Source organism: Bradyrhizobium elkanii USDA 76, assembly GCF_023278185.1.
Taxonomy (GTDB): domain Bacteria; phylum Pseudomonadota; class Alphaproteobacteria; order Rhizobiales; family Xanthobacteraceae; genus Bradyrhizobium; species Bradyrhizobium elkanii.
In genome coordinates, this window is sequence record NZ_CP066356.1 from 3,692,146 (window position 1) to 3,716,805 (window position 24,660).

Below are 24,660 nucleotides of genomic sequence, written 5' to 3' on the forward strand. Positions count from 1 at the left end.
CTGGTTGGGATTGGGGTGGTCAGCGGAACATGGACTGCAGCTGACGCCACAGCCGGAGCGGACACAGCGCCTTGCCGACCCTCATCTCGACCGCATAGACCTGCGCAAACACGAACACGCCGGTCGCGTGCACGAGCGGCTGCGGCATGTTGAGCGAGCGCGCCAGCAGCCAGGTGGCCAGATGCACCAGCCAAGGGAGCAGGACGGCGAGGGCGCGGACAAGGGACAGCATCAGCATGGTCATCTCCTGTGCCGTCGAAGATGAGCCGGCCGGCGCGCCAATTCGATTACCTCAGGCGTAATGGAACGGGCGAATTCCGCATGGTAGGTTTTGCACCATGAACGCACACGCATCCATGGCGCGGGCCGAGCCCGCAAAACCTGTCCCGATCGGCGAGCACCTGCGCGAGTGGCGGCAGCGCCGCCATCTCAGCCAGCTCGACCTTGCCGTCGATGCCGAGATCTCGGCGCGGCATTTGAGCTTCGTCGAGACCGGCCGCTCGGCGCCGTCGCGCGACATGGTCCTCAAACTGGCGGAGCGCCTCGACGTGCCCCTACGCGAACGCAACGTGCTGCTGGTCGCCGCGGGTTTCGCGCCCGCATTCCCGCAACGCTCGCTCGATGATCCCGCGCTGAAATCGGCGCGGGAGGCCATCAACCTGGTGCTGAAGGCGCACGAGCCCAATCCGGCGCTGGCCTATGACCGGCACTGGAATCTGGTCTCCGCCAACCGCATGGTGGCGCCGCTGCTCGAGGGCGTGCCGCAGCGGCTGCTCGGCCAGCCCTTCAACATCCTGCGGCTTGCCTTCCACCCCGAGGGCCTCGCGCCGCGCACTGTGAACCTCGCGGAATGGGCCGCGCATCTTCTGGAGCGGCTGCATCGGCAATGCGAGGCAACGGCCGATCCGGAGCTGCTCAAGCTCTATCAGGACCTGAAGTCCTATCCGATCCCGGCGCGGTCGGCCCCGATTACCACCGACAACAACGTCGCGCTTCCCTTCAAGCTCCGCCTCAATGGCGAGATCCTGAGCTTCATCTCGACCACCATGGTGTTCGGCACGCCGGTCGACATCACGCTGCAGGAACTGGCGCTGGAGACCTTCTTCCCGGCCGATGAGCTGACCGCCGAGCGGATGCGGAAGATGGCAGCCAGTATGAAATAGCGGCTTGTCTCGGGACGCTTTCGGCCTACTTTTGGGGTCCCATTTCCGCCGGGAACCCCGCCATGAGCGATCTGAAGCCGCTTCGCCTCGACATCGTCTCCGACGTCGTTTGCCCCTGGTGCTATATCGGCAAGCATCGCATCGAGGACGCGCTCAAGCTGGTGCCCGATGTGCCGGTCGAGGTCCATTGGCGGCCGTTCTTCCTCAACAATTGGGTGCCGCGCGAGGGCATCAGCCGCGAGGAATATCTCACCGCCAAGTTCGGCTCGGTCGATGCCTACAAGGGCATTGCCGGCCGCGTGGTCGCCGCCGCCAATGAGGAGGGGCTCACCTACCATCCCGAGCTCGTCAAGCGGCAGCCCAACACGATCGACTGCCATCGCCTGATCCACTGGGCCGAGGCCAAGGGCAAGGCGGCCGAGATGAAGCAGCGGCTGATGGAGCTGTATTTCCGCGACGGCGGCGATCTCACCGACAGCAACGTGCTGGTACAGGCAGCGGCCGATGTCGGGCTCGATGCCGACGACGTCCGCAAGCGTCTTGCCACCGACGAGGATGTCGCTCTGGTCTCGGCGCAGGCCCAGGAAGCCGCCGAGAAGGGGATTTCGGGCGTGCCGACCTTCGTGTTTGCGCAGAAATACGCGGTGTCCGGCGCCCAGCCGGCCGAGCAGCTCGCCCGCGCCATCCGCCAGGTCTCGGCCGAGATCAACGCGCAGGCGGCGCAGTAGTCCGCAATCCACATCGAAAGCCCGGCTCATGCCGGGCTTTTTCGTTTGCCCACATCATCCATCGGAAACAATCAAGGAGACCATCATGATCTATGAGCTGCGCACCTACACGGTACGTCCAGGCACCGTCGGCGAGATGGTGAAGGCTGCGAGCACGATCTCGCGCGATATCCGCGCCGACAATTTCGGCAAGCTGGAGGGCTACTGGATCACCGAGATCGGTCCACTCAATCAGGTCATGCACATGTGGAGCTACGCCGATCTCAACGAGCGGGCGCGGCTGCGCGCCGAGCTCGCCAGGAACCCGCGCTGGACCGGCGAGTATATTCCGGTGATCCGTCCGCTGCTGGTGCGCCAGGAGGTGCGGCTGCTCAATGCAATCATCCCGCCGGTGGCGCCGGCGACATCAGGCAATATCTACGAATTCCGCAACTATCGCGCCAAGCCGGTCGGCGGCGCCAAGCAATGGCTCGATCTGATCACCGGCGTGATGCCGGAGCGCGAGAAATACTCCAAGATCGTCGGTCTCTGGACCACCGAAGCCGGGCAGCCCAACGAGGTCTGCCACATCTGGGCCTATCCCGATCTCAACGCCCGCGCTGCCGCACGCGGCAACGCGATGAAGGATCCAGCCTGGCTGGAATTTTTGAGCAAGGGCACGCAGGTGCTCGAGGAGATGCACTCGACCATCATGCTGCCGGCGCCGCATTCGCCATTGCAGTAAGGCAGGTGCTGGTCGCGCCGCGGCGTGCCACCTTCCCCAATGGTTCGCCGAGCGCAAGACAGGGAGGCCGCCGGTTGAGGCGGCCTTTTCGTTTTCGGCGTCAGGACGTCGCGAGCGCCGGCAAAAAGCCCCATCCGATGTTTCCATCAGATGAGGCTTTCGAAGCAAGGGCGCGCGCCGTCTGAGAACCAGCGCGCCGCAACGCTAGTCGGGCCAGCTGACATCAACCTGACGGCAGCAGCCACTTGTTTCCCGATGTGTCTGCATGCCTACGAAAGGGTAAACCGCATTATCCGGGCTTGCCGCGCCGGCTGCGGATGAAGCGGACGGCGCCGCGCGCGGCTTCGTAGGCAAATTTGTTCAGGGTCAGCGCGGCGTGAATGGCCGGCACCAGCGGATCGCGGCGCCGCAATGGAATGAGTACGTCGCCGATCGCGAAGCGGCCGCGCCAGATCGGGTCGATCATGGGGTGGCCTGGCGCCGCGGTGGAATCGGCCGACTTGATCGCGGGATCGGCGCAGAGATGGCGCGTCAGCTCGAGCGTCAACTGCGTACCGGGCGAATATTTCGCAAAACGCTCGTCGACGCCGATCTTGAAGAAGAAGGCGCGGTCCTGGTGGCGCACCACGATGCCGCCCGCGACCGGCGTGTCGCCGGCATGCAGCGTGATGATCTCGCAGCGGCCGGCTTCGGCCATTGTCGACGTCGCGCGGCGGATGAAGGCCGCATCGCCGGCATGCTGGCTGAGCGCCGTGCCGCGCTCTCCCTTCCAGCCACCGGCTTCGAGGACAAGGAAAGTCTCGAGCGCCGTCGCAACCTCGTGCGGCGTTCGGGCGACATCGAAGCGCACCGTGCCATGGTCGGACAGGCGATGGTGCTGGCGGCGCAGCTCCTTCAGCTTCTTAGGCCCAAGCGCGTCGCGCAACAATTCGTCGGCATCGCGCGTCGCATCCAGCTGGGCGCGCTGGTAGGCGCTCAGTATCTGCGGCTGCAACCCGTCTCGCGCCAGCACGGCGCGGATCGCCGCCATGGCCGGGCCCTCGAGCGACATGTTGCGCAGGATCAGCGCATGCGCGCCCGCATTGCGCGCCTGCCGCAGCATCTTGCCCGCCGCTTCCTCGGCGGCGGCGCGGTCGAGCAGCGGCGTGCACAGCGTGCCATAGGGTTCGGCGCCGACCAGCGCGGGCAGGGGAATGCGGTAGATCCGCCGCATCGGAACGACCGGCAACAACCCGATCAATTGCCCGCCATCGCCGGCAGCGCTGAGCAGCGAGGCGCCGGTGCGGCCGCGCGCGGAGGCATCGACCGCCAATTCCCAGTCCGCCTGATAGTAGCCATTGGCCTCGATCGCGCGCGCGGCAAGCGCGCGCCATGCATTGAGCGGCGCGGCCGACAGCGGCGGCAACGTGCGATCGTCCGTGGCATCCCTGCGCGATGCACGGTGGATCATTGCCTGGTCAGCAATATCGGCCACGTCCCTGTTTCCCCAGTCCGCGAGGCCGATCGGCCTTGCGTTCGTCAGGGCAACGCTAGCGGAAAGAAATGGAAAATGCCGTTGAGGCCAGCAGGCAATTTGAGCGGTCATGTTAACCGGCCGTTCAGCATACCGGTGCGCGCCGGCCTGGCCGGCTCGCCGGCTCAGACGTCAAGGCTGGGGCTTCAAGGCTTGGGCTTCAAGGTTTGGGGCTTCGCTGCGCTTCCAGCTGAACGGAACTCTCGATCGGCTCGTAATTCTGCGTCACGCAATTGTCGTCGGCTTCCACCTGCCGGCGATCGAAGATCGCGCCGTCGTTGATGAAGACGCGATAGGTCTGCGTCCCCAGCGGCTTGCCGATCACCGATGTCAGCTCGGCGCGGACGCAGGCGGTCCAGCCGGTGCCGCGCGGGTCGTGCAGCGGGGCGGAGACCCGCACATGGGTCGGCTGTGAACCGGTCGTGAACACCGAATCCAGCTTGCCTGCGACCAGCCGTTTGACGTCCGGAGGCGTCTCGAGCGGCGCGGGCTCCGTAGCCTTGACCTTCAAGGCCTCCGGCCATACCGCGTGGCTGTCCGCCAGCCCGCAGCCACTCAATATGAAGGCGGCGCCGGCCAGCAGCGCCGCCAGATGTACTTGTCCCTGTCCCATTGAACGAATTTAATGTGCCGCCGCCAAGATTGCGCCCCCTGGTGGCGCTGAATTCGCATCATGCGGCGCTTTGTCGATCAACAAATGTCGAGCGACAAGTTATCGTTGGGGTAAAGGTATTACCGGATGTTGCTGCAGCGGCGGGGGAGACAGACTGACATGAAACGCTTCACGGTTGCTGCCGTCATTCTGGCGCTGCTCGCGACGCCCACGCTGGCCCAGGGCCGGCGCGGGGGCGGTGGGGGCGATACGAAGACGGAGCAGAAGCCCAAGGTCGACGAGAAGGCCTACAAGGCTGCGCTCGATCGGATCCCGGAGCCCAAGGAGAAATACGATCCCTGGGGCGTCACCAAGCCGGCAGCGGATCCGGCCAAGAAGCCGAAATAGCCGGGCTCGCTAGGTCTCTGCGGCCATTCGACATCCGAACCGGCGTCGCTCGGCAGCACATTGCCGCACGGCATGAACCTTGGCCTGACGGCCTCCGACCCATCTTCGATGTCATTGTCGGAGGCCGCCATGCTTCGCCGTTCGCTCCTCAGCCTGATCGTTCCGGCAGCGATCCTGCTCGGCGCCGTGCCGGCGTCGGCGGAAAACCGGCTGGCGCTGGTGATCGGGCAGTCGGCCTACAAGTCGGTGCCCGCGCTGCCGAATCCGGCCAACGACGCCAGGGCTGTGTCGCAGATGCTGACCGATGCCGGATTTGCGGTGACGGCCGCATCGGACCTGTCGCAGGACGAGATGCGCGCACGGCTCAGCGATTTCGCCGGCCAGGTGGCGGCGAAGGGCGCCGACACCGTGGCGCTGGTGTTCTATGCCGGGCATGGCCTGCAGATCGACGGCGAGAACTATCTGGTGCCGGTCGATGTCGATCCGAAGCGCGAGGCTGATATCCCGATCCAGGCGGTTCGGCTCAACGACATCCTGAACACGCTGACCTCGGTGCCAAGCCGGATGCGCATCGTGCTGCTCGATGCCTGCCGCAACAATCCTTTCCCGGAGCTCAGCAAGACCGCGGGGCACGGGCTCGCCATCGTCGATGCCAAGGTGGGCGCGCCCGGCACGTTCGTCTCGTTCTCGACCTCGCCGGGCGCGGAAGCCGAGGACGGCAGCGGCGCCAACAGCCCCTACACGACCGCGTTGCTGGCCTCGGCGAAGGAGCCGGGCATCCCGATCGAGGACACCTTCAAGCGCGTTCGCCTGGCGGTGAACAAGGCAACCGACGGCCGCCAGACGCCGTGGGACTCGTCCTCGCTCACCGACGACTTCCGTTTCATGGCGGGTGCTGCGGCGTCGCCCGCACCGACGCCGCCGCCGGCCGCCGCCAAACGCACCGTCGACGAATGGAAGCGCGAGCTGCAGGGCAAGCCGATTGAGGCCGCGAATGAGCTGACGGTGATCGATGGCTCCGACGAATCCTACGAAGCCTTCGCCGCGATCTTCGCCGGCACGCCGCGCGGCCTGCAGGCGCGCGACTGGCTCGACCGGCATCGCCGCATGATGGCGTGGAGTAACGCTGTTCTCGCCAACACGGCGGCGGCCTATCGCGGTTTCCTTGCGCAATATCCTGACACCGACCTGACAGCCACCGCGCGCAAGATGATCGAACGGCTGCGCTACCGTCCCGATCCGGCACCCGCCGTCGCGCTCAGTGTGCCCGCGACCAACGTTGGGCTGGCGGCACCGACCTGTCCCTGCAACGCCGCGCCGCCCCAACAGCCGCTGCAGCAGAGGGCCAACGTGCCGGCGAAAAAGCGTGCCGATCCCGATCCGCCGCGGCGCGCGGGCAAGCGCCCGCCGCGCGTCGTCGTCGAGGACGACGTCGTGGTGGCGCGCCGTCCGCCTCCAGCCGTGGTCTATGAGCCTGCCGGACCGCCGATCGGAATCGGGATCGGCATCGGCATCGGTGGCGGCGGTGGTTATCGCGGCAACTACGGCGGCGGCTATCGCCGGGGTGGATACTGACGCGCCGATCGCGTAAATGCTTTCCCCGCATGAGATGCGGTGCCTGGTGATCGCATCCTGGGGGAGGACGCGATGCGGTCGCTGTTTTGCCTGCTTGCCGCGCTGCTGCTGTGTGCGCAGCCGGCGCGCGCCTGGGAGTATTGGGGCGGCGACCGCGGCGGACAGCGCTTCTCGCCGCTGACGCAGATCACATCAGACAATGTCGGCACGCTGCTGCGCGGCTGGGAATTCCGCACCGGCGATCTCGATACCCGCCCGCCCGAGGTGATGAAGCGCACCAAGTTCGAGGTGACGCCGCTGTTCGTCGAGGACAGCCTGATCTTCTGCACGCCGTTCAACGAAGTGATCGCGCTCGATCCCGGCACCGGTGCGCAGAAATGGCGTTTCGATCCGAAGATCAGCATGGCGCAGCGGCCGGCCAATCGTTTTGTCTGCCGCGGCGTCGCGCACTGGACGGATGATCGTGCGGCGGAAGGCGCTGCCTGCAAGTCACGCATCTTCACCGGCACCAACGACCGGCGCCTGATCGCGCTCGATGCCCGAACCGGCAAGCCCTGTGCCGATTTCGGCAACGCTGGCGAGATCAGGATCGACGCTGGCATGAAGCTGGAATGGCCGGGCGAGTTTCAGATCACGTCGGCGCCGGTGACGGGACGCGGCGTGGTCGTGGTCGGGTCCGCGATCGGCGACAACCGGCGGGTCGACGCGCCGCTCGGCGCGGTGCGCGCGTTCGATGCGCGGACCGGCCAGCCGCGCTGGAGCTTCGATCCGCTCGTGCACAATGGCGTCGAGGCCGGCCACAGCAATGTCTGGGCGCCGATGTCGGTGGACGAGGAGCGCGGCCTGGTGTTCCTGCCGACGACATCGCCCAGTCCGGACTTCTGGGGCGGCAAGCGCCCCGGCAATGACGAGCACGCCAATTCCGTCGTCGCGCTGCGCATCGAGACCGGCGAGCTCGCATGGGCATTCCAGACCGTGCATCACGACGTCTGGGACTACGACCTGCCGGCGCAGCCGACGCTGGCGCGGATCGACACCGGCGATGGTCGGCGCGACGTCGTGATCCAGCCGACCAAGCAGGGCTTTGTGTTCGTGCTCGATCGCGGCACCGGCAAGCCGGTGTGGCCGGTGGAAGAGCGCGCGGTGCCGCAGAACGGTGCGGAGGGCGAGAGGCTTTCGCCGACGCAGCCGTTCCCGACCCATGTGCCGCCGCTGCTGACGCAGCGGATGACGGCCGATGATGTCGCCGGCCTGCTGCCGGGCACCGGGAGCTCGGCCTGCGAGACGCTGCTCGCGCAATCCCGCAACGAGGGCCTTTACACGCCGCCGTCGACGCAAGGCACTGTGATCTATCCGATGACCGGCGGCGGTGTGAACTGGGGCGGCGCGGCGTTCGATCCGGTCAACCAGATCCTCTATGCCAATGTCAGTCATGCTGCGCACATCGTCACGCTGATTCCGCGCGACCAGGCCAAGGGCTTCAATCCGCCGCCCGGTCATGAATTCGGCCAGCAGGAAGGGGCGCCGTTCGCGATGTCGCGGGCGCTGGCGAAATCGGCGGTCGGGTCGCCCTGCAACAAGCCGCCATGGGGCGAGACGGTGGCGGTCGATCTCAAGGCCGGCAAGATCCTCTGGCATGCGTCGGTCGGCACCAGCGAGGATCTCGCGCCGCTCGGCATCGCGCTCAATACCGGCACGCCGCTGGTCAATGGCGTCGCGATCACCGCGGGCGGCCTGGTGTTCACCGGCGCGATGGATGCCTATCTGCGCGCGTTCGATGCCAGGTCGGGCAAACAGCTTTGGCTCGGCCGGCTTCCGGTGCCCGGCGTCGCCAATCCGATGACCTATCTCTGGAAGGGCGAGCAGTACGTCGCGATCGGCGCCGGCGGCCATTCCGAGGCCGGCACATCGATCGGCGATAGCGTGGTGGCATTTCGCCTGCCGCGCCAGGGCGAGGGGGCATCGTTGTGGACCCGCCTGATCGACTGGCCCGGCGGGCGGTTCACCGCCAAGGCTGTGGCCGCCGGACTCGTGCTCGTGGCCCTCATTGCGCTGTTGTGGCGCTGGCGGCACAGCCGTCGCTCGCGATCCGCTTAGGTGCTCGCTCCCGTGGGGGTGCGCCGCCAAAATATCGAAAACAACCCCATGCAAAGGAGCCGGCGGCTGCCGGCGTTCGAAAAGCAACTTGACACGTCGGGCAACTCAGGGGTACTTTTCTACTATTCCGAAATTGTGCGGGCGTCGCCTCGTTCCTCTAAAGCGCGATGAATTCAGGTTGAATCGGCCTGGCGGCATGCGCCGGCATCTCCCCCCGCAACCGGCAGGGCAATCGCATATAAAAAAATCTGTCGGGCAGCGTACTCGCGGCCATCCTTCGAGACGCCCGCCTTCGGCAGGCTCCTCCAGCGACAAAGGCGAAGCCTTTGCGCGGGGATGACGGGTCTTGTTTTGCGGCACAGTAGTAGACCCTCATGGTGAGGAGCGCCGCTTGCGGCGCGTCTCGAACCACGAGGCCGAGTTACCTCCGTAGCCGCTGAAGGGTCATATGCGATTGCCTAACGCAACCAGAGAGGAGCGCAGGTTGTTCGCGGATGCAATTGAACCTAGGGCGTGGACCCATCTGGGATATCGCTTCCGGGAGGAAATCCGGGCGCGCGGCGCAGACCGCGGGGATGTCGCCCTGTGGACCAACTTCGCCGCCTCCGACTGGTGCGGTGTTGGGTGCAGTCCGGACTTCTCACCAACGATCCGCGACCGCCGCATTTGACCCAAAGCGGATAATCCTTGTCGTCCCTCGGCGGATTTCTTAGGGATTGGCAAATAATCCTGACCGACGAGCCTGAGCCGGTATCAGGAGATTGATGGATGCAAAACGCGACAGTGGCCGCGCTCGTATACGAGCTTCTTTTCGAGGTCTATCGAAAGATGGAGCTCGATAGAAAGGGAGGGCGGCTCCGATCTTTTCCTGATGAAAATGGCACGCCACGCGAGGCATTCTTCCATGAATTTATGAGCTGTTGGGAGTGGCCCGCCGGCACGTTGGAGCAAATCGGAATTCTAAAAATTCTCCAACCAACTCCCGGTCTCTGGGGACCGAATTTCTACCCAGTGATTGGCTTGGACGAATGTGCGGTGGCGGACTTTTCAAGGTTCGAGACCTTCGACAATTATTGTGTCGCGATGTCCTCCTTTGAAATGCTGAATTTTGAATTTTGCGGGCAAGTCGATCTCAGCATTCAGTCGCCACGTTTCCTCGAAGCCGTTGCGTCCCAAGATGATATTTTTCTGGTCGAGGATGACGGCGAAGTCGGGTTTGATCGGGCGCGCTTCAGCACGAAAGTCATGACGCGGTGGGAAGAACTAGAGGTTCGCCGCATCCATCCCAAAAGCGGCGCTTAGTTCGAAGTGAGGGCGTCCTGGAATAGCGAGCACACCGAAGAAATGTCGGCTACTGGCCCAGGCCGTGTGAAAACTCCGCCTCTGCTATTAGTATTCTCCGATGAATCGGCGGGGACGAGCGATGGCGGGATTCGTGGAAGGGGTTGATCGCGCACAGGGCACGTTGTTCCTGCACTGCTCGACGACGACGTGGCCGAGGACAATCCGGTGCGTGCGGTTGATGTGTTCGTCGACGGGCTCGATCTGGATAAGCTCGGCTTCGTTGGCGTCCAGTCACTCGACACGGGGCGACCCGGCTACCATCCCGGCATGATGCTCAAGCTCTACATCTACGGCTACCTCAATCGCGTGCCGTCGAGCCGACGCCTGGAGCGAGAATGCCAGCGCAATATCGAGATGATCTGGCTGACCGGGCAGTTGGCGCCGGACTTCAAGACCATCGCGGATATCCGCAAGGACAATGGCAAGGCCATTTGTGAGGTCTGCCGCGAGTTTGTCGCGCTGTGCCGCAAGCTTGATTCGCTTGTTGCAGCGAGCGTCGCCATCGATGGATCGAAGTTCAAGGCCGTCAATGCGCGGGACAAGAACTTCACTGAGGCGAAGATGAAGCGGCGCCTTGAGCGGATCGACGAGAGCATCGCCCGCTATCTCTCGCAGCTCGAGACCGCCGATCGGCACGGCGATGCGGTGCCAGAGGCGAAGGTTGAGCGGTTGAAAGGTAAAATCGAGAAGCTCAAAGAGGAGACCGTCCGGCTCAATGCGATCAATGCGGAGATATGAAGAGCGAGGACAAGCAGATCTCGCTGACCGATCCTGACGCGCGCTCGATGGCGACAAGTGGTAAGGACACCGGGATCGTTGGCTATAACGTGCAGATTGCAGTTGATACGCAGCATCATCTCATCGTGGCTCACGAGGTGACCAACGTGGGCACCGATCGCCATCAACTCGGCAACATGGCCAGGCAGGCGCGCGACGAGATGGCCGTCGAGACGCTCGAAGTCGTGGCAGACCGCGGCTATTACGATGGAGAGGAGATCTGGGCCTGCGAGGAAGCCGACATCACGGTGACGTTGCCGAAGCCGATGACTTCGGGCGCCAAAGCTGCTGGCCGCTTCGGCAAACAGGACTTCGTCTATGTCGCTGTCCCGCCGGCGAGCGATTAACTTATCACTACACGAACATAGAGGACGGAAAGACACTGACCCGCTATTGGACAAGCACCTGCAAAACCTGCACGCTCAGAGTTCAGTGCACGACAGGCCCCGAGCGCCGCATCTCACGCTGGGAGCATGAGGCCGTCTGGAAAACGTTCAGGATCGGCTCGACCACAACCCCAATGCAATGGGTGTCCGCCGTCAGACAGCGGAGCATCCGTTCGGCACAATGAAGTGTTGGATGGGAGCAACACACTTTCTCACGAAAAATCTGCCAAAGGTGGCCACCGAGATGGCGCTCAACGTCCTCGCCTACAATATGAAGCGCGTGATGATGATCGTGGGCGTGGGCGGATTGCTGGAGGCGATGCGGGCGTGAGGCCGGCCCTCTGAGCGACCAAATCAGCGCCCCGAGTTGCGCGATTTTCACACGGCCTGGGCCCTGAGCGGACATTCACCACGGCATCGCCGAGGTCGGTTTCTGAGAGCGACATGGACCTCGCTAGTACGCTCCCTGTTCTCATCACGCTCTAGCGCGACCCGTCACAAATCACGAACACGAATTCTCAATCCGTGCACTGAAGCGACGTGCAGGCAAAGTTGCGCGATGTCTCGCTTGCGTTCGCCGCGACGCTTCGCTTACGAGGTCGCGAGCGGAGCCGCCTGGCTTCCGGCGACCTGTTCATTTCAGATCATTGCCCATGGAGATTGCGATGAAGATCACTGCCTCGATCATGCTTGCCGCCGCGCTCGCGCTGTCGTCGGCACCGGCCAGCGCCACCGTCCTCGATCTCTCGACCATGACCTGCAAGCAGTTCGTCGACGGCGGCGACGACACCATCAAGATGGTGCTGGTGTGGATGGACGGCTGGTACAAGGGCGATTCCGACGAGGCGATCATCGACACCGACGTGTTTACCGAGAACGCCAGGAAGTTCGGCACCTATTGCGGAAAGAATCCGACGATCAGCATCGTCAACGCGGCCGAGGCCGTGCTCGGGAAGTAAACCTGCCACGCAAGCTCCTCGTGGAGCGCGAGCCTCGAAGGATCGACGGCCACCAGCCGGGCCGATTCATCCTTCGAGACGCGCGCGAGAGCGCGCTCCTCCAGCGACAAAGGCGAGGCCTTTGCGCGGGGATGACGGTGATGGGTGTTGCGGCTGTCTGATTCAATTGTCAAACAGCTGACTCAGTGTCATCACCCGCGCATGCGGGTGATCCAGTATTCCAGAGACGTCCGTGGCTTGAGCCGATAGGCCGCGGCGTACTGGGTCGCCCGGTCCATGTGCGCAATTGCGCACAGGCCGGGCGACGACAGTTGCGTAGGATGGGTGGAGCTCAGGATGAGGAGATGCACCGTCTATGATGCAACAGTCCTATCCCGGCAGCATCGCGAAGGCGCTCGACACCATCGCCACCGGCTTGTTGTCGGTGGCGGAGGATAGCGTGACGCGACCGAAGCTCATGGTGCGGCCGAGCCGGACCACGCGGGCGTCGGCCAGCACGTCGGAGGCGGTCACCGCGCGCATGAAATGCGTGGTCTGGTCGACCGTCGTCATCGGGCGATAGCCCTTGTTGGCCGCGAGATTGGCGAGCACCATCGCGGTGTCGGCGAACGCCATCAGCGCCTGGCCGCAGACGATGCCGCCATTGCGGCACAGGCGTTCGGAAAACGGCATGCGCAGGATCGCGCCGGGCTGCCAGTCGGGATCGCCGCCGGCGGGCGGCGCAATGTCGAACTGCTCGACCGCCAGATTGAGGTCCTGCACCCAGGGCGCAAAGACGTCGCCGAGCACGCGTTTCGCGTCGTCGATCCCGAATTCCCCGGCTTGCTGCTGCATGACGTCCCGTTCCCTCTGTTGATGCTATCTATCTTGTTCTAGTTGCGCGTGACATGCACGGCCGGCGTCTTGCCGTCATTCCACTTGCCGCCGATGGCGCGTTCGATCTGGGCGGCGAGCTGCAGGAGCAACCCGTCATCGGCCTGCTTTCCGATCGCCTGGATGCCGAGCGGCAGGCCGTGCTCGTTGGTCGCGAGCGGCAGCGAGATCGCGGGGATGCCGCAGAGATTGGCGAGCGGCGTGAAGGCGAAGTTGCGCCAGAGATTGCCGAACCAGTCCAGCACCGACGGGTTATCGCTGATGGTGAGATATTCCGTGGTGCCGACCTTCGGCGTCGGCAGCGCCGTGATCGGCGTCAGGATGATGTCCCAGTCCTCGAAGAAGGCGCCGAAGCCGCGTGCCGTGGTGTTGAAGACGGCCTGCATGCGGGCGCGGTCGGCGAAGCTGAAGTCGCGGCCATGCTCCCAGATGCGGATGTTGATCGGCTCGATCAGCTCCGCCGGCGGCCGCTCGAGGCCGCGCGCGGCGAGCATGTTGCCGATCACGACGGCGAAATTGCTGATGTAGCAGGCGGTCTGCGCCGCGAAGGCTTCCCGATAGTCGATCGCCGGCAGCGCGTAATCGACCTGATGGCCGAGGCCTTCGAGGAAGCGTCCGACCCGCTCGAGCTCGGCTGCGATGTGCGGCGTCGCGCGATAGTCCCCCCACGTGTGCGACAGCGCGATCCTGAGCCGGCCGGGGTCGCGCGCGATCATCGCGGCATATGGCTCGGGCGAGGTCCAGAACGGCATGAACTCGCCGGGCGCAGGTCCCCGGCAGGCATCGACGAAGCCAGCGGTGTCGCGCACCGTGCGCGACTGGCAGCCCTGGATCGAGACCAGCCCGGTGAGATCGGACAGATGCGGCGAGAGCGAGAACACGCCGCGCGAGACTTTGAGGCCGATATTGCCGTTGACCCCGGCGGGAATGCGGATCGAGCCGCCGCCATCGGTCGCATGCGCGATCGGCACAGCACCGGCGGCGACCATCGCCGCGCTGCCGGCCGACGAGCCGCAGGTGGTGTAGTCGGTGTTCCAGGGATTGCGCGTGACATAGACCGCGGGATTTTCCGCCGAACTGCAGACCCCGAACTCCGGCGTCGTGGTGCGGCCGATCAAATTGAGGCCGGCCTTGCGCATCTTCGCGGTCAGGAAGGTATCCGCCGCGGCGCGATTGCCGCGCATCATCAGCGAGCCCATCTCCTGCAGCCGCCCCTTCAAGGTCGGGCCGAGGTCCTTCATCAGGAAGGGCAGGCCGGCGAACGGGCCATCGAGGTCGGCGCCGTCGCGCGCGGGATCGGCGATCACGTCGTCGAACAGCTCGACGACGCCGCAGAGCGCGGGATCGACCTTGGCGACGGCGCTGGCTGCCTGCGACGCCAGCTCACGGGGCGTCAGCTCGCCGCTCCGGACGCGTCCTGCGAGCGCCGTCCCGTCGTGCTGCGTCCACTCGTCCCAGCTCATCGCCAAAGTCATTTGATCGATTCCTTTTCTGCTTTGTTGCGCAGTGTAATTTGCGCGGCAGCCCGGTCAAACCAGTGCGCGCCGACAGCCCGTCCGACGCGCGCTTGCGCTCCGACGCGCGCTGCGCTGCGTTGCAAGCGCCGTGCCCGGCTTGAAATTGCCCCAGTTTCGGCGCCCAGTCGCCTCCTCGCGAGTGGTGGGGGCGTACATGTTCCGCAAATTGGTGGTGCTCGGCGGCGTGGTTGCGATCGGGCTTGCGCTCAGCGGTTGCACGCGCTGCGGTCCAGTCTGGGACGACTGGATGCAGTCGCCGAAATCCTGCAAGTCAGACCATCTCTAGGGCCGGGGCAGGCGCGCTTGGCGGCGGCTTTCTTGCGGTGATATACCGGCGACGAAAATGCAAGGAGCGTACTCATGAGAGTTTTGTGCGCAGTCGCGGTTGTGGTGCTGCTGTCGGCGCCGGCCTATGCGCAGATGCCGAACGTCAACCTGATGCCTGAGGTCAAGACCAAGACCCAGGAGGAGAAGGAGCAGGACGCGGTCAGGGACAAGGCCTACAAGGACTCACTCAGCAAGATTCCCGACGCCAAGGGATCGTCCGATCCCTGGGGCGTCGTGCGCAGCGATCCGCCGAAGGCGGCCGCCCATCCCGCCAAGCCGAAGACCAAGACCGGAAGCTCGGCGCAGCCCGGAAGCGCCGCGCCGCGCAGCCAGTAACGCCCATTCGGGACGACCTCATCCGTCTCCCGCAGACTCGGATTCTCCCGCCGCCGCCCCTATATTGGGGTGTCGTCAGTTGGTCCGGAGTTGCGGCATGGTGTCTCGTCCGCGCGATCTCGCCAGCCGGATGGCCGAGCGGCGAAAGCCGGACGACGGCTATCTGCGCGAGACCTTCAGTCTGCCACGCGATCAGGCCCGCGTGAGGGCGCGTGACTTTCTCAAGCGCTACCCGAAGGCGGCCTATATGAGCGCCGTCGAGAGCTGGCGCGAGCTTCCCGGCGGCGACATCGAGTTCACGATGCGGCGGCTGGCAAGCGCGGACTGAAACGTTTTCGAGCGAAGCGCGAGGGCCAGCCGGTCAGGGGCACCGGGGCGTGCACGATAGACCGTGCCTCAGTCCCCATTGCTGCCGCGGGTCCGTTCCCGCTCCAGATTGTTCAGTTCGCGATCGATCCGCAGTTGCACGCGGCGGATCGCCAGAAGATCGAGCTTTGCTTCGGTCTTGCCCGTGAAGACGCGATCGCCGATCTGGAAGCGCCATTTCCAGACGCCCGCCATCAGCTGGGTGACGCTGAACTCGATGCCCCTGTGGATCATCTGTAACGGTTCCGCGAATGAAGGCGGTCGTCGATATTTAAACCAATAGTTGCAGTAATGATTGGCACCCGTAAACAGATCGTGTGAAAAAGCCGCGCCCGTTCGAGCCGTCGTTGTGGATTAAGGGGTTCGTCCGCCGGCAGCGTCGCCAGGGAATTGTCGCCAGCCGTGTTGCCTGCCCAGCGCCGCGCAATCCGCGTTGGATGAGCAGGCCAATGTTATGAACACTGGCGGAACCCGAGTCTTCCGTCGAACGCTACGGAGTTTTTCCAGGGCTCAGGAGGGGTACGAAGGTAGTATGCAGATTGTGCCAGCCGTTATCTGACGCGGTCGAGCCTGTCAGGTTAACTTGTTGATTGTCAGGGGAACTTCGGGCGCGAGGCGTGTCGTACGGCCCGGAACTTTGTTCTTGGCCGGAGAACTACGGAATTTTAAACGGCCCCAACAGGGGGCCGCCAACCCGTCCCGGAGGCGGGTTTTCCTCCAGCAGTCGGGGGGCTACCTGTCTGGCTGGAAGCTCTCAATTAGAGGCATTGCTGGATCGATTGTTCCAGTAAACATTCCGCGAGAACAGATCGCGACCCGCAGGAAGTTATGGGGCCAGAACATCTGAGAGCCTCCTCAGTAGTCCTGCCGAGAACATCGGCTAACCCTTGGTTGCGACGGGGTTAAACCCAAACCAGGCCACTCCAAAAATCAAAGCAGGCCGTTGTGGATGGAAGCGGGCCGGCACCTCCTTGCCGGTACTGGCCGAAATAGGCCATTCGCAGATGCGAAATAGGCCACCCGTGTTTGACCGATCTGGATCAGACCGGCCCTTGTCTGCCACAACTAGCCGCAGAGGGTTGTGGGGGACTAGCGGATGGGAGAGACGATTCGGTTTTGGCGCCGCTGCGCAGCACATGCGCTTAAGGGCACGGTCGCATTTGCGAACAACTGGTCGTGGTTTTTTGGCGTCCCGCCGGTTGCCGCCATGCTGCAATTTATTGCATCGGGTTCAGGCGCCTCGATGACCGGGAGCGCCTATCTCGACGCGCTGGTGACTGGCTTCTTCGCCTTTGTCGTCACATGGTTTGCGATTTTTGCGATAAGACTGATCAAGGCGCCGGCCGATCTCTATAAGCTCGCAGGGGCCGAAATAACTAGTGAGCCAACAAAGCTTGCGCGTCCATTGCCGATTTCGCTTAGCGTCGAATCCGTTGGCTCATACATGCGAACTAGTGAGCGGGTTGATCGACTCGATAAAGCCATCGCGAAAATGGCGCGCACCCACATTAGACCCGGTGAGACACTCGCATACGGCATGTTCAAGGAGCTAAAAACTCTCGGCGTCGCAAACATTGCTGAGCTGGATGCGCTTCTTTGAGGAGAAAGAGGAATTGGTCCTCCACTCTGCGGCTCATTGGATGTTCAAAGACGGCGTTTGGATAGGATCATGTGTCTGGGAATTAGAGAAAGTGATGAAGGCGGAGCGAGGTAAAGATCAATATACAAAGAAAATTATTGACGACTACTTGGCAGCCAAAGAAGCTGCCAAGTAGCTGCGCAGCAACTATGACCGACCGCCCTGAATTACCGTGAACTTCCGACGCCGATCCGGAGGCGTCTCGGTGGGGAGCACGGGGGTCACAGAGAGTGCAGCGTCCACAAGCTGCGCAACGCTCCATGCCTTCTCCGTCACGCCCAGCGCCTTCGCTGGCGTCGTGCGCAGGGCTTCGTGGGTGCGGCAGAGATTGTAGTGGCAGACGTACAGCGCGACGGCTGCAATATGGTTTTCCAGCTTCTTTGAAAAGCCGTTGGTGAGGCGAGTGAAGCGGCGCGACGACATGCGCAGCGAAAGGTTCTGCCGCTCAACGTAGCTGGTCGAAACGTACTGATCCGGATCACCGGATACTACCTCACGATCTACAGCTACTACGGCGGCCGGGGAGTAACGGCCCTGCGCTTCCTTTACGAGGTGCGTTACCGAGTAGGTCTTTACGATCACGCCATGCGAGGCGCTGTCGCCAAAGGCGTCGCGGATCGCCATGCGATAGGGTAGCATGGAAACTGCGCAAGAGGTGCCGCAGCCTGACCGGTTTCTAGGGGACATGCTGCGCACGCTGGCCCCTAAGCCCGCGCCCTCTGAGCCGTTTAAGGTTGCGTTCGGCCAAGGTCGAATTACTGGCACGTTCGACATCACGTCACAGGAAGATGCCGACGAGATGATCAACATGATCAATGCTGTCAAAACGTTCCTGAAAAAGAAAGAGGCCGCCAACTGAGGCGGCCTCCGTTTTCACATCAATAGGGCGATAGCCATTATTGCGATGGGGCTCAGCCCGAGCGCCACGATGAGCGCCCTAAAAGGTAGGTCACTGCTCATGACACAACCCCTGCGTTTGGGGTTGAAATCCTATTCCTGAATGTTGGATGGCCGCTAGTGCAATTTGTGCCACGGCAAGGCGCCGTGGGGTGGTAAATGCCTGGTTTTCGGGCATATTAGCCTTTATGAGACCGTGGCTAAAAATGGCGCTGATGGTTCTCGGCTTGTGCGCAGGCTGGATGGTCGTTGGTTTATTGACCGTCGATGATGACGACGAATTCCGCCAAGTCATCTCGGCATACAAGCCGCGCTAACTAGGAACGAACTGCAGAAATCGCTTAGCTGATTTGGGTCAAGAACAAATGGCGTCCCATGGGAACTGATGGGGCTAGAACATCCAATAACAGCCTCAGTAGTCCTACCGAGAACATCGGCCAACCCTTGGTTGCCGCAGGGTTAAATCCAAACTAGGCCACTCGAAATTTCAAAGCAGGCCACTAGGGATGGAAACAGGCCAGTACCTCCTTGCCTGAAAGAACATATTGCGAACATGGAACAAACGTGGTACAAAGGTTCCTATCAACAACGCATTCCGCCTGATCTGATCGCCCCGTTTTCCCGCTAGCGAATCCCCGCCATAAGGAGCACATCCCAAATGTCCGCCACCGCACTGCGTATCGTCGAAGGATCCTCCATGGACAAGTCCAAGGCCCTCTCAGCCGCGCTCTCCCAGATCGAGCGCCAGTTCGGCAAGGGCTCGGTGATGAAGCTCGGCAAGAACGACCGTTCGATGGATGTCGAGACGGTGTCGTCGGGATCGCTCGGGCTCGATATCGCCCTTGGCGTCGGTGGCCTGCCGAAGGGGCGCGTCGTCGAAATCTACGGGCCGGAATCGTCGGGCAAGACCACGCTGGCGCTGCACACGGTGGCGGAAGGTCAGAAGAAGGGCGGCATTTGTGCCTTCATCGACGCTGAACACGCGCTCGACCCGGTCTATGCGCGCAAGCTCGGCGTCAACATCGACGAGCTCCTGATCTCGCAGCCGGACACCGGCGAGCAGGCGCTGGAGATCTGCGACACGCTGGTGCGCTCCGGCGCGGTCGACGTGCTGGTGGTCGATTCGGTCGCGGCGCTGGTGCCGAAGGCCGAGCTCGAGGGCGAGATGGGCGATGCGCTGCCGGGCCTGCAGGCGCGCCTGATGAGCCAGGCGCTGCGCAAGCTCACCGCCTCGATCAACAAGTCCCACACCATGGTGATCTTCATCAACCAGATCCGCATGAAGATCGGCGTGATGTACGGTTCGCCGGAGACCACCACCGGCGGCAACGCGCTGAAATTCTACGCCTCGGTCCGCCTCGACATCCGCCGCATCGGCGCGATCAAGGAGCGCGACGAGGTGGTCGGCAACACCACCCGCGTCAAGGTGGTGAAGAACAAGCTGGCGCCGCCCTTCAAGCAGGTCGAGTTCGACATCATGTACGGCGAGGGCGTTTCCAAGATGGGCGAGATCCTCGACCTCGGCGTCAAGGCCGGCATCGTCGAGAAGTCCGGCGCCTGGTTCTCCTATGACAGCCAGCGGCTCGGCCAGGGCCGCGAGAATTCCAAGGCGTTCCTGAAGGCGAATCCCGACATCACCGCCAAGATCGAGGCCGCGATCCGGCAGAACTCCGGCCTGATCTCCGAGCAGATCCTCGCCGGCACGCCCGAGCGCGACGCCGAAGGCGAGGAGCCGACGGAGGAGTAAGGCTCAAGCATGATCCGGAAAAGTGCGAAGCGGTTTTCCCTCGCGACAAACGCGAAGCGTTTGCGCGGAGATCATGCTCAAACGATCACATGACTTCGCTGCAAGCGGGCGCTGAGGACGTTGAGTTGCCGACGTCCTCGGCGCCCGTTTGGTTTTGTGTGTCGTCGAGAGAGTTAGGCCGATGAAACGCCTGATCCTGACCAGTCCGTCCGGCCTCACCCTGGCACGTTCGGGGTTTGCCGAAGTCGCTGTTACATCTGCCTTTCGCTTTGTCGGTGGACCGCTGCCGTCGCCAGGAGAACTCGAGGCGTATTTCGGGTCGCGGTCGGACAAGAATCCAGTCGGACACTGGTCGCACTGGAGCGCGTGGGGCCAGGGATCTCAGGATGCCAGGGCGCGCAGGGATCTTGCACTGATCGAATTTTGCGACCCTTACGAAGTGATCGAGCTTTGGTTCGATCCGGGCCCGGATGATCAGCTGCAGCTGATCTGGATGCTCGATCATTTCCGGGCTTACCCGGCGATGGTCGACAAGTTGAAATTGCGGCTTGTCGCATTCGATCTGTTGACGATGCACGAGACGTGGCGTGGCTGGGACCAGGTGCCGCTTGTCAATGTCCGATCTGCGGACCTCGAGATCGCGAGCGCGTGTTGGCAGGCGTACCAGGCGACAACGCCGGAGGCGTGTTTCGATGTGGTGCATCGCGACCTGAGCGGGTTTCCCTTGCTGAGGCCGGCGCTGCTTGATCTGCTTCGTGATCTACCATCGAGCCGATCCGGACTGGGCGCGACCGAGATGCGGTTGCTTGAACTGGTCGCCGCCGGGTTCATGGGGACGAACGCGCTGTTCTACCTCCGCGGCTTTCGCCAGCGTGGCGTCTTTAACGACATGGAAATCGGCAGGCTGCTCGAAGGCCTTGCGCATGGTCCGCGACCGGCGATTGCCGGGCTCGACGATGGCTTGCGCTCCATCGACCCGGATAATGCGCGACGTCGCCTGGAGGCCTTCCAGCGAAGCCGCTTGTCGGTGACGGAGTTTGGCAAGGCGGTGCTTGCTCACAAGGCGGACTTCACCGACCACAATCCGATCAATCGCTGGTGGGGCGGCACGCACCTCACCAACGACAACCTTTGGCGCTGGAACCAGTCGCTGCGGAAGCTGTAGCGCTGGCTCTTACCCGCCTATTGCCGCGCCAGCGCCTTTTCGCGGCTCGCGATCAGTGCCCGCAAATCCTCGGTCACCGCGACCGACTGATGGGTCTTCTGATCGGTCGCGACCCAGATGATCTCGCCAGTGGCGCGCAGGTCATCGGAGCCCTTGGCAAAGATCGCGAGCGCAAGGTTGATCGAGGAACGGCCGATCCGCGCGACCCGTACGCAGACCTCGATGTCCTCGTCGAACCGGATCGGCGCCTTGTATTCGACGACCGACTTCACGGTGTGAAAGTCGATCCCGGTCCGCGCCACTTCGCCGAGATAGTCATAGCCGAGCGCGCGAAAATATTCCGTGATCGCGGTGTCGAAATAGGTCAGGTAGTGGGCGTTGAACACCACGGCCTGCGCGTCGACCTCGGAATAGCGGACGCGGAACGGGAAATGAAACCAGAATTCCTCGCGCATGTTTCCTCCTGCCGCGGGCGGCCCTCGCTATCGTTCGTCCCGCGGCCCGCTTCGACCGATGCAGGTCGCGGGCAAGCGAAGCGACGAGCTCTTTTCTTTGAAATGGTGGGTTGAGCCGCAGGGCTCAACCCATGCTTCGATGTCCGGATGAGGCGCGCCCCGGCTACTCCGCCGCCTGCGCGTAGTCCTCGACCGGCGGGCATGAGCACACCAGGTTGCGGTCGCCATAGACGTTGTCGACGCGGCCGACCGGGCTCCAGTATTTGTCGGAACGCGACACGCCGGCCGGGAAGCAGCCCTCGGCGCGGGTGTAGGCCCGGTTCCAGGCATCGTCGGCGATGTCGTGGACGGTGTGCGGCGCGTGGCGCAGCGGCGAGGCCTCGACCTTCCAGCGGCCCTTCTCGATCTCCGCGATTTCGTCGCGGATCGCGATCATGGCGTCGCAGAAGCGGTCGATCTCGAACTTCGATTCCGATTCCGTCGGTTCGATCATCAGCGTGCCCGCCACCGGGAAGCTCATGGTCGGCGCGTGGAAGCCGTAATCGATCAGGCGTTTCGCGATGTCGTCGACGGTGACGCCGCTGGTCGTCTTGAGCGGCCGCGGATCGACGATGCACTCATGCGCAACGCGGCCGCGCTCGTTGCGGTACAGCACCGGGAAGTGCGGCTGCAGCCGTGCGGCGATGTAGTTGGCATTGAGGATCGCGATCTCGGTCGCCCGCGTGAGGCCTTCGCCGCCCATCATCAGGATGTAGATGTAGGAGATGGTCAGGATCGACGCCGAGCCGAACGGCGCGGCCGACACCGGGCCGATGGCGTGCGCCGTCGTGCCGTCGGTTGCGGGATGGCGATTCTCAGGATGACTTGGCAGATAAGGCGCAAGATGCGCCTTCACGCCGATCGGGCCCATGCCCGGGCCGCCGCCGCCATGCGGGATGCAGAAGGTCTTGTGCAAATTGAGATGGCTGACATCGGCGCCGTAATCGCCGGGCCGCGAGAGTCCGACCTGCGCGTTCATGTTGGCGCCGTCGAGATAGACCTGGCCGCCATGCGCATGCACGACGTCGCAGATCTCGCGGATATGCTCCTCGAACACGCCGTGGGTCGACGGATAGGTGATCATGACCGCCGCAAGGTTGGCGGAGTGCTTCTCGGCCTTGGCGCGGAGATCATTGACGTCGACGTCGCCGCGCGCATCGCACGCCACAACCACGACCTCCATGCCGACCATCGCGGCCGAGGCCGGGTTGGTGCCGTGCGCAGAGGAGGGGATCAGGCACACCTTGCGGTGCGGCTCGCCGCGCGCCAAGTGATAGCCCCGGATCGCCAGCAGTCCGGCATATTCGCCCTGTGCGCCGGAATTCGGCTGCAGCGAGACCGCGTCATAGCCGGTGATGTCGCACAGCCACTGCTCCAGCCGCTTGAACAGCGCGTGATAGCCTTTGGCCTGATCCGGGGGCGCGAACGGATGCAGATTGCCGAACGCCGGCCAGGTCAGCGGGATCATCTCGGTGGTGGCGTTGAGCTTCATCGTGCAGGAGCCGAGCGGGATCATCGCGCGGTCGAGCGCGAGGTCGCGATCGCTGAGCTTGCGCATGTAGCGCAGCAGCTCGGTCTCGGAACGATGCGTATTGAACACCGGATGGGTGAGGAAGGCGCTCGAGCGCCGCAGATCCTTCGGCAGCGCCTCGTGCGCGCCGGCCTCGATCTCGGCATAGCTGAGCTTGCCGCCGAACACGCGCCACACCGCCTCGACCGTCTCCGGCGTCGAGGTCTCGTCGAGCGCGATGCCGAGCGTGGTCGCGCCGATGCGCAGATTGATCCGCTCCGCCAGCGCGCGGGTGACGAGCTCGATCTGCCTGGCGCCGGCCTCGACGGTCACGGTGTCGAAGAACGCTTCGCTGGTCGGCGCAAAGCCGAGCTTGCGCAGGCCGGCGGCAAGCACGGTGGCGCGGCGATGCACGCTGCGTGCGATATGGGTCAGGCCCTCGGGACCGTGATAGACCGCATACATCGAGGCGATCACGGCGAGCAGCACCTGCGCGGTGCAGATGTTCGAGGTCGCCTTCTCGCGGCGGATATGCTGCTCGCGGGTCTGCAGCGCGAGGCGATAGGCGGGCTGCCCGCGCGAATCCACCGAGAGGCCGACGATGCGGCCGGGCAGCGAGCGCTTCAGCGTGTCGCGCACCGCCATATAGGCGGCGTGCGGTCCGCCGTAACCCATCGGCACGCCGAACCGCTGCGCCGAGCCGATCGCGATGTCGGCGCCGAGCTCGCCGGGCGAGGTGAGCAGCGTCAGCGACAGCAGGTCCGCCGCGACGATCGCAAGCGCGCCCTTGGCGCGCAGCGACGCAATGGCAGGCTTGAGGTCGCGCACCGCACCCGATGTTCCCGGATACTGCAGCAGCGCGCCGAGCACATCGGCGTTGTCGAGCTCGGTCAGGGGATCGCCGACGACCAGCGCCCAGCCCAGCGGCGCGGCGCGCGTGCGCATCACCGCCAGCGTCTGCGGATGCACCTCCTTGTCGACGAAGAACACCTTTGCCTTGACCTGCGAGTGGCGCTCGGCGAGCGCCATCGCCTCCGCCGCTGCGGTCGCCTCGTCGAGCAGCGAGGCGTTGGCGACGTCGAGCCCGGTGAGGTCGCAGATCATGGTCTGGAAGTTGAACAGCGCTTCGAGCCGGCCCTGGCTGATCTCCGGCTGGTACGGCGTATAGGCAGTGTACCAGGCCGGGTTCTCCAAAATGTTGCGCTGGATCACCGCGGGCAAAATGGTGCCGGAATAGCCTTGGCCGATCAGCGAGGTGAACACCTGGTTCTGCGCGGCGAGCTCGCTCATATGCGCGAGCGCCTCGGTCTCGCTCAGCGCCCGGCCGAGATCGAGCGGCGCCTTCTGCCGGATCGAGGCCGGCAGCGTCTCATTCATCAGCGCCTGCAGGCTCGCGGCGCCGACCGTCTCGAGCATCGCGTTGATGTCGCGCGGCGACGGTCCGATGTGGCGGCGGACGAAATCGGTGGCGGCTTCGTTGATCGGCTTGAAGGGCGCGTTCATGGGTGATCCTCGGGGTGATC

The 24,660-nt window shown here is 63.9% G+C and carries 23 protein-coding genes and 2 pseudogenes; 16 read left to right on the plus strand and 9 right to left on the minus strand.

Annotated elements, in window-relative coordinates; genetic code table 11:
* Positions 1 to 19: 19 nt before the first annotated feature.
* Entirely contained in the window at positions 20 to 244 is a 225-nt protein-coding gene (locus JEY66_RS17780) for a hypothetical protein (protein ID WP_016844796.1), read from the minus strand.
* 94 nt (positions 245 to 338) lie between these two features.
* Here JEY66_RS17780 and JEY66_RS17785 point away from each other — a divergent pair, with 94 nt between their 5' ends.
* The 3 genes from JEY66_RS17785 (at position 339) to JEY66_RS17795 (ending at position 2,615) form a co-directional block, all read left to right on the plus strand.
* Complete coding sequence (locus JEY66_RS17785) at positions 339 to 1,163, plus strand: helix-turn-helix domain-containing protein (protein WP_026192995.1); 825 nt, start codon at positions 339 to 341, stop codon at positions 1,161 to 1,163.
* A gap of 62 nt (positions 1,164 to 1,225) precedes the next feature.
* On the plus strand, positions 1,226 to 1,891 hold the full coding sequence (locus tag JEY66_RS17790) for a DsbA family oxidoreductase (RefSeq protein WP_018272447.1): 666 nt from the start codon (positions 1,226 to 1,228) through the stop codon (positions 1,889 to 1,891).
* 85 nt (positions 1,892 to 1,976) lie between these two features.
* Positions 1,977 to 2,615 (plus strand): NIPSNAP family protein, encoded by a 639-nt coding sequence (locus tag JEY66_RS17795; protein WP_240537260.1) that lies wholly within the window; start codon positions 1,977 to 1,979, stop codon positions 2,613 to 2,615.
* A 289-nt stretch (positions 2,616 to 2,904) separates the two neighbouring features.
* Here JEY66_RS17795 and JEY66_RS17800 read toward each other — a convergent pair whose 3' ends face one another.
* Entirely contained in the window at positions 2,905 to 4,089 is a 1,185-nt protein-coding gene (locus JEY66_RS17800) for a GNAT family N-acetyltransferase (RefSeq protein ID WP_018272446.1), read from the minus strand.
* A gap of 199 nt (positions 4,090 to 4,288) precedes the next feature.
* Entirely contained in the window at positions 4,289 to 4,741 is a 453-nt protein-coding gene (locus tag JEY66_RS17805) for a hypothetical protein (protein ID WP_016848542.1), read from the minus strand.
* Positions 4,742 to 4,900: 159 nt separating this feature from the next.
* Between JEY66_RS17805 and JEY66_RS17810 the strand changes: the two genes are divergently transcribed.
* From JEY66_RS17810 to JEY66_RS17835, 6 genes and pseudogenes are all read left to right on the plus strand, one after another.
* Positions 4,901 to 5,128 (plus strand): hypothetical protein, encoded by a 228-nt coding sequence (locus tag JEY66_RS17810; protein ID WP_016848541.1) that lies wholly within the window; start codon positions 4,901 to 4,903, stop codon positions 5,126 to 5,128.
* A 129-nt stretch (positions 5,129 to 5,257) separates the two neighbouring features.
* Positions 5,258 to 6,703, plus strand: coding sequence for a caspase family protein (locus tag JEY66_RS17815; protein ID WP_026192994.1), 1,446 nt, complete (start codon positions 5,258 to 5,260; stop codon positions 6,701 to 6,703).
* A gap of 72 nt (positions 6,704 to 6,775) precedes the next feature.
* Positions 6,776 to 8,800, plus strand: a complete 2,025-nt coding sequence (locus tag JEY66_RS17820) for a pyrroloquinoline quinone-dependent dehydrogenase (RefSeq protein ID WP_018272444.1) — start codon at positions 6,776 to 6,778, stop codon at positions 8,798 to 8,800.
* A 768-nt stretch (positions 8,801 to 9,568) separates the two neighbouring features.
* A complete protein-coding gene (locus tag JEY66_RS17825; RefSeq protein ID WP_016848536.1) occupies positions 9,569 to 10,102 on the plus strand; it encodes a hypothetical protein in 534 nt (177 codons plus the stop codon).
* Between the two features lie 121 nt (positions 10,103 to 10,223).
* Positions 10,224 to 11,638 (plus strand): annotated as a pseudogene (locus tag JEY66_RS45715) (IS1182 family transposase).
* Positions 11,639 to 11,972: 334 nt separating this feature from the next.
* Positions 11,973 to 12,266, plus strand: a complete 294-nt coding sequence (locus JEY66_RS17835; protein ID WP_026192993.1) for an HdeA/HdeB family chaperone — start codon at positions 11,973 to 11,975, stop codon at positions 12,264 to 12,266.
* A gap of 369 nt (positions 12,267 to 12,635) precedes the next feature.
* Here JEY66_RS17835 and JEY66_RS17840 read toward each other — a convergent pair whose 3' ends face one another.
* Positions 12,636 to 13,100 (minus strand): PaaI family thioesterase, encoded by a 465-nt coding sequence (locus JEY66_RS17840; protein WP_016848531.1) that lies wholly within the window; start codon positions 13,098 to 13,100, stop codon positions 12,636 to 12,638.
* A gap of 38 nt (positions 13,101 to 13,138) precedes the next feature.
* On the minus strand, positions 13,139 to 14,614 hold the full coding sequence (locus tag JEY66_RS17845; RefSeq protein WP_026192992.1) for an amidase: 1,476 nt from the start codon (positions 14,612 to 14,614) through the stop codon (positions 13,139 to 13,141).
* Between the two features lie 196 nt (positions 14,615 to 14,810).
* On the opposite strand from JEY66_RS17845, the gene JEY66_RS17850 reads away from it, so the two are divergent.
* The 3 genes from JEY66_RS17850 to JEY66_RS17860 all read left to right on the plus strand — a co-directional run bounded on the left by JEY66_RS17850 (position 14,811) and on the right by JEY66_RS17860 (position 15,647).
* Entirely contained in the window at positions 14,811 to 14,942 is a 132-nt protein-coding gene (locus tag JEY66_RS17850; protein ID WP_016848529.1) for a hypothetical protein, read from the plus strand.
* A gap of 74 nt (positions 14,943 to 15,016) precedes the next feature.
* The gene (locus JEY66_RS17855; RefSeq protein WP_172647669.1) at positions 15,017 to 15,319 is read left to right on the plus strand and encodes a hypothetical protein; all 303 of its coding nucleotides are present in this window, start codon (positions 15,017 to 15,019) and stop codon (positions 15,317 to 15,319) included.
* A gap of 97 nt (positions 15,320 to 15,416) precedes the next feature.
* Positions 15,417 to 15,647 (plus strand): hypothetical protein, encoded by a 231-nt coding sequence (locus tag JEY66_RS17860; protein WP_016848527.1) that lies wholly within the window; start codon positions 15,417 to 15,419, stop codon positions 15,645 to 15,647.
* 68 nt (positions 15,648 to 15,715) lie between these two features.
* Here JEY66_RS17860 and JEY66_RS17865 read toward each other — a convergent pair whose 3' ends face one another.
* The gene (locus JEY66_RS17865; protein WP_016848526.1) at positions 15,716 to 15,919 is read right to left on the minus strand and encodes a hypothetical protein; all 204 of its coding nucleotides are present in this window, start codon (positions 15,917 to 15,919) and stop codon (positions 15,716 to 15,718) included.
* Between the two features lie 862 nt (positions 15,920 to 16,781).
* On the opposite strand from JEY66_RS17865, the gene JEY66_RS17870 reads away from it, so the two are divergent.
* Positions 16,782 to 17,285, plus strand: coding sequence for a hypothetical protein (locus JEY66_RS17870; RefSeq protein ID WP_244620924.1), 504 nt, complete (start codon positions 16,782 to 16,784; stop codon positions 17,283 to 17,285).
* Between the two features lie 186 nt (positions 17,286 to 17,471).
* Here the strand turns inward: JEY66_RS17870 and JEY66_RS17875 are convergent.
* Positions 17,472 to 17,957: pseudogene (locus tag JEY66_RS17875) on the minus strand (IS1 family transposase); the annotation flags it as partial.
* A gap of 4 nt (positions 17,958 to 17,961) precedes the next feature.
* On the opposite strand from JEY66_RS17875, the gene JEY66_RS17880 reads away from it, so the two are divergent.
* The 3 genes from JEY66_RS17880 (at position 17,962) to JEY66_RS17890 (ending at position 21,133) form a co-directional block, all read left to right on the plus strand.
* A complete protein-coding gene (locus JEY66_RS17880; protein WP_016848522.1) occupies positions 17,962 to 18,183 on the plus strand; it encodes a hypothetical protein in 222 nt (73 codons plus the stop codon).
* A gap of 696 nt (positions 18,184 to 18,879) precedes the next feature.
* Positions 18,880 to 19,968: a recombinase RecA gene (recA, locus tag JEY66_RS17885; protein WP_016848520.1), complete on the plus strand. Its 1,089-nt coding sequence runs from the start codon at positions 18,880 to 18,882 to the stop codon at positions 19,966 to 19,968.
* A 181-nt stretch (positions 19,969 to 20,149) separates the two neighbouring features.
* The gene (locus JEY66_RS17890) at positions 20,150 to 21,133 is read left to right on the plus strand and encodes a hypothetical protein (RefSeq protein WP_210290989.1); all 984 of its coding nucleotides are present in this window, start codon (positions 20,150 to 20,152) and stop codon (positions 21,131 to 21,133) included.
* Positions 21,134 to 21,150: 17 nt separating this feature from the next.
* Here the strand turns inward: JEY66_RS17890 and JEY66_RS17895 are convergent, their stop codons facing one another.
* A complete protein-coding gene (locus JEY66_RS17895; RefSeq protein ID WP_016848518.1) occupies positions 21,151 to 21,588 on the minus strand; it encodes an acyl-CoA thioesterase in 438 nt (145 codons plus the stop codon).
* A 163-nt stretch (positions 21,589 to 21,751) separates the two neighbouring features.
* Positions 21,752 to 24,640, minus strand: a complete 2,889-nt coding sequence (gene gcvP / locus JEY66_RS17900; protein ID WP_016848517.1) for an aminomethyl-transferring glycine dehydrogenase — start codon at positions 24,638 to 24,640, stop codon at positions 21,752 to 21,754.
* Positions 24,641 to 24,660 lie beyond the last annotated feature (20 nt).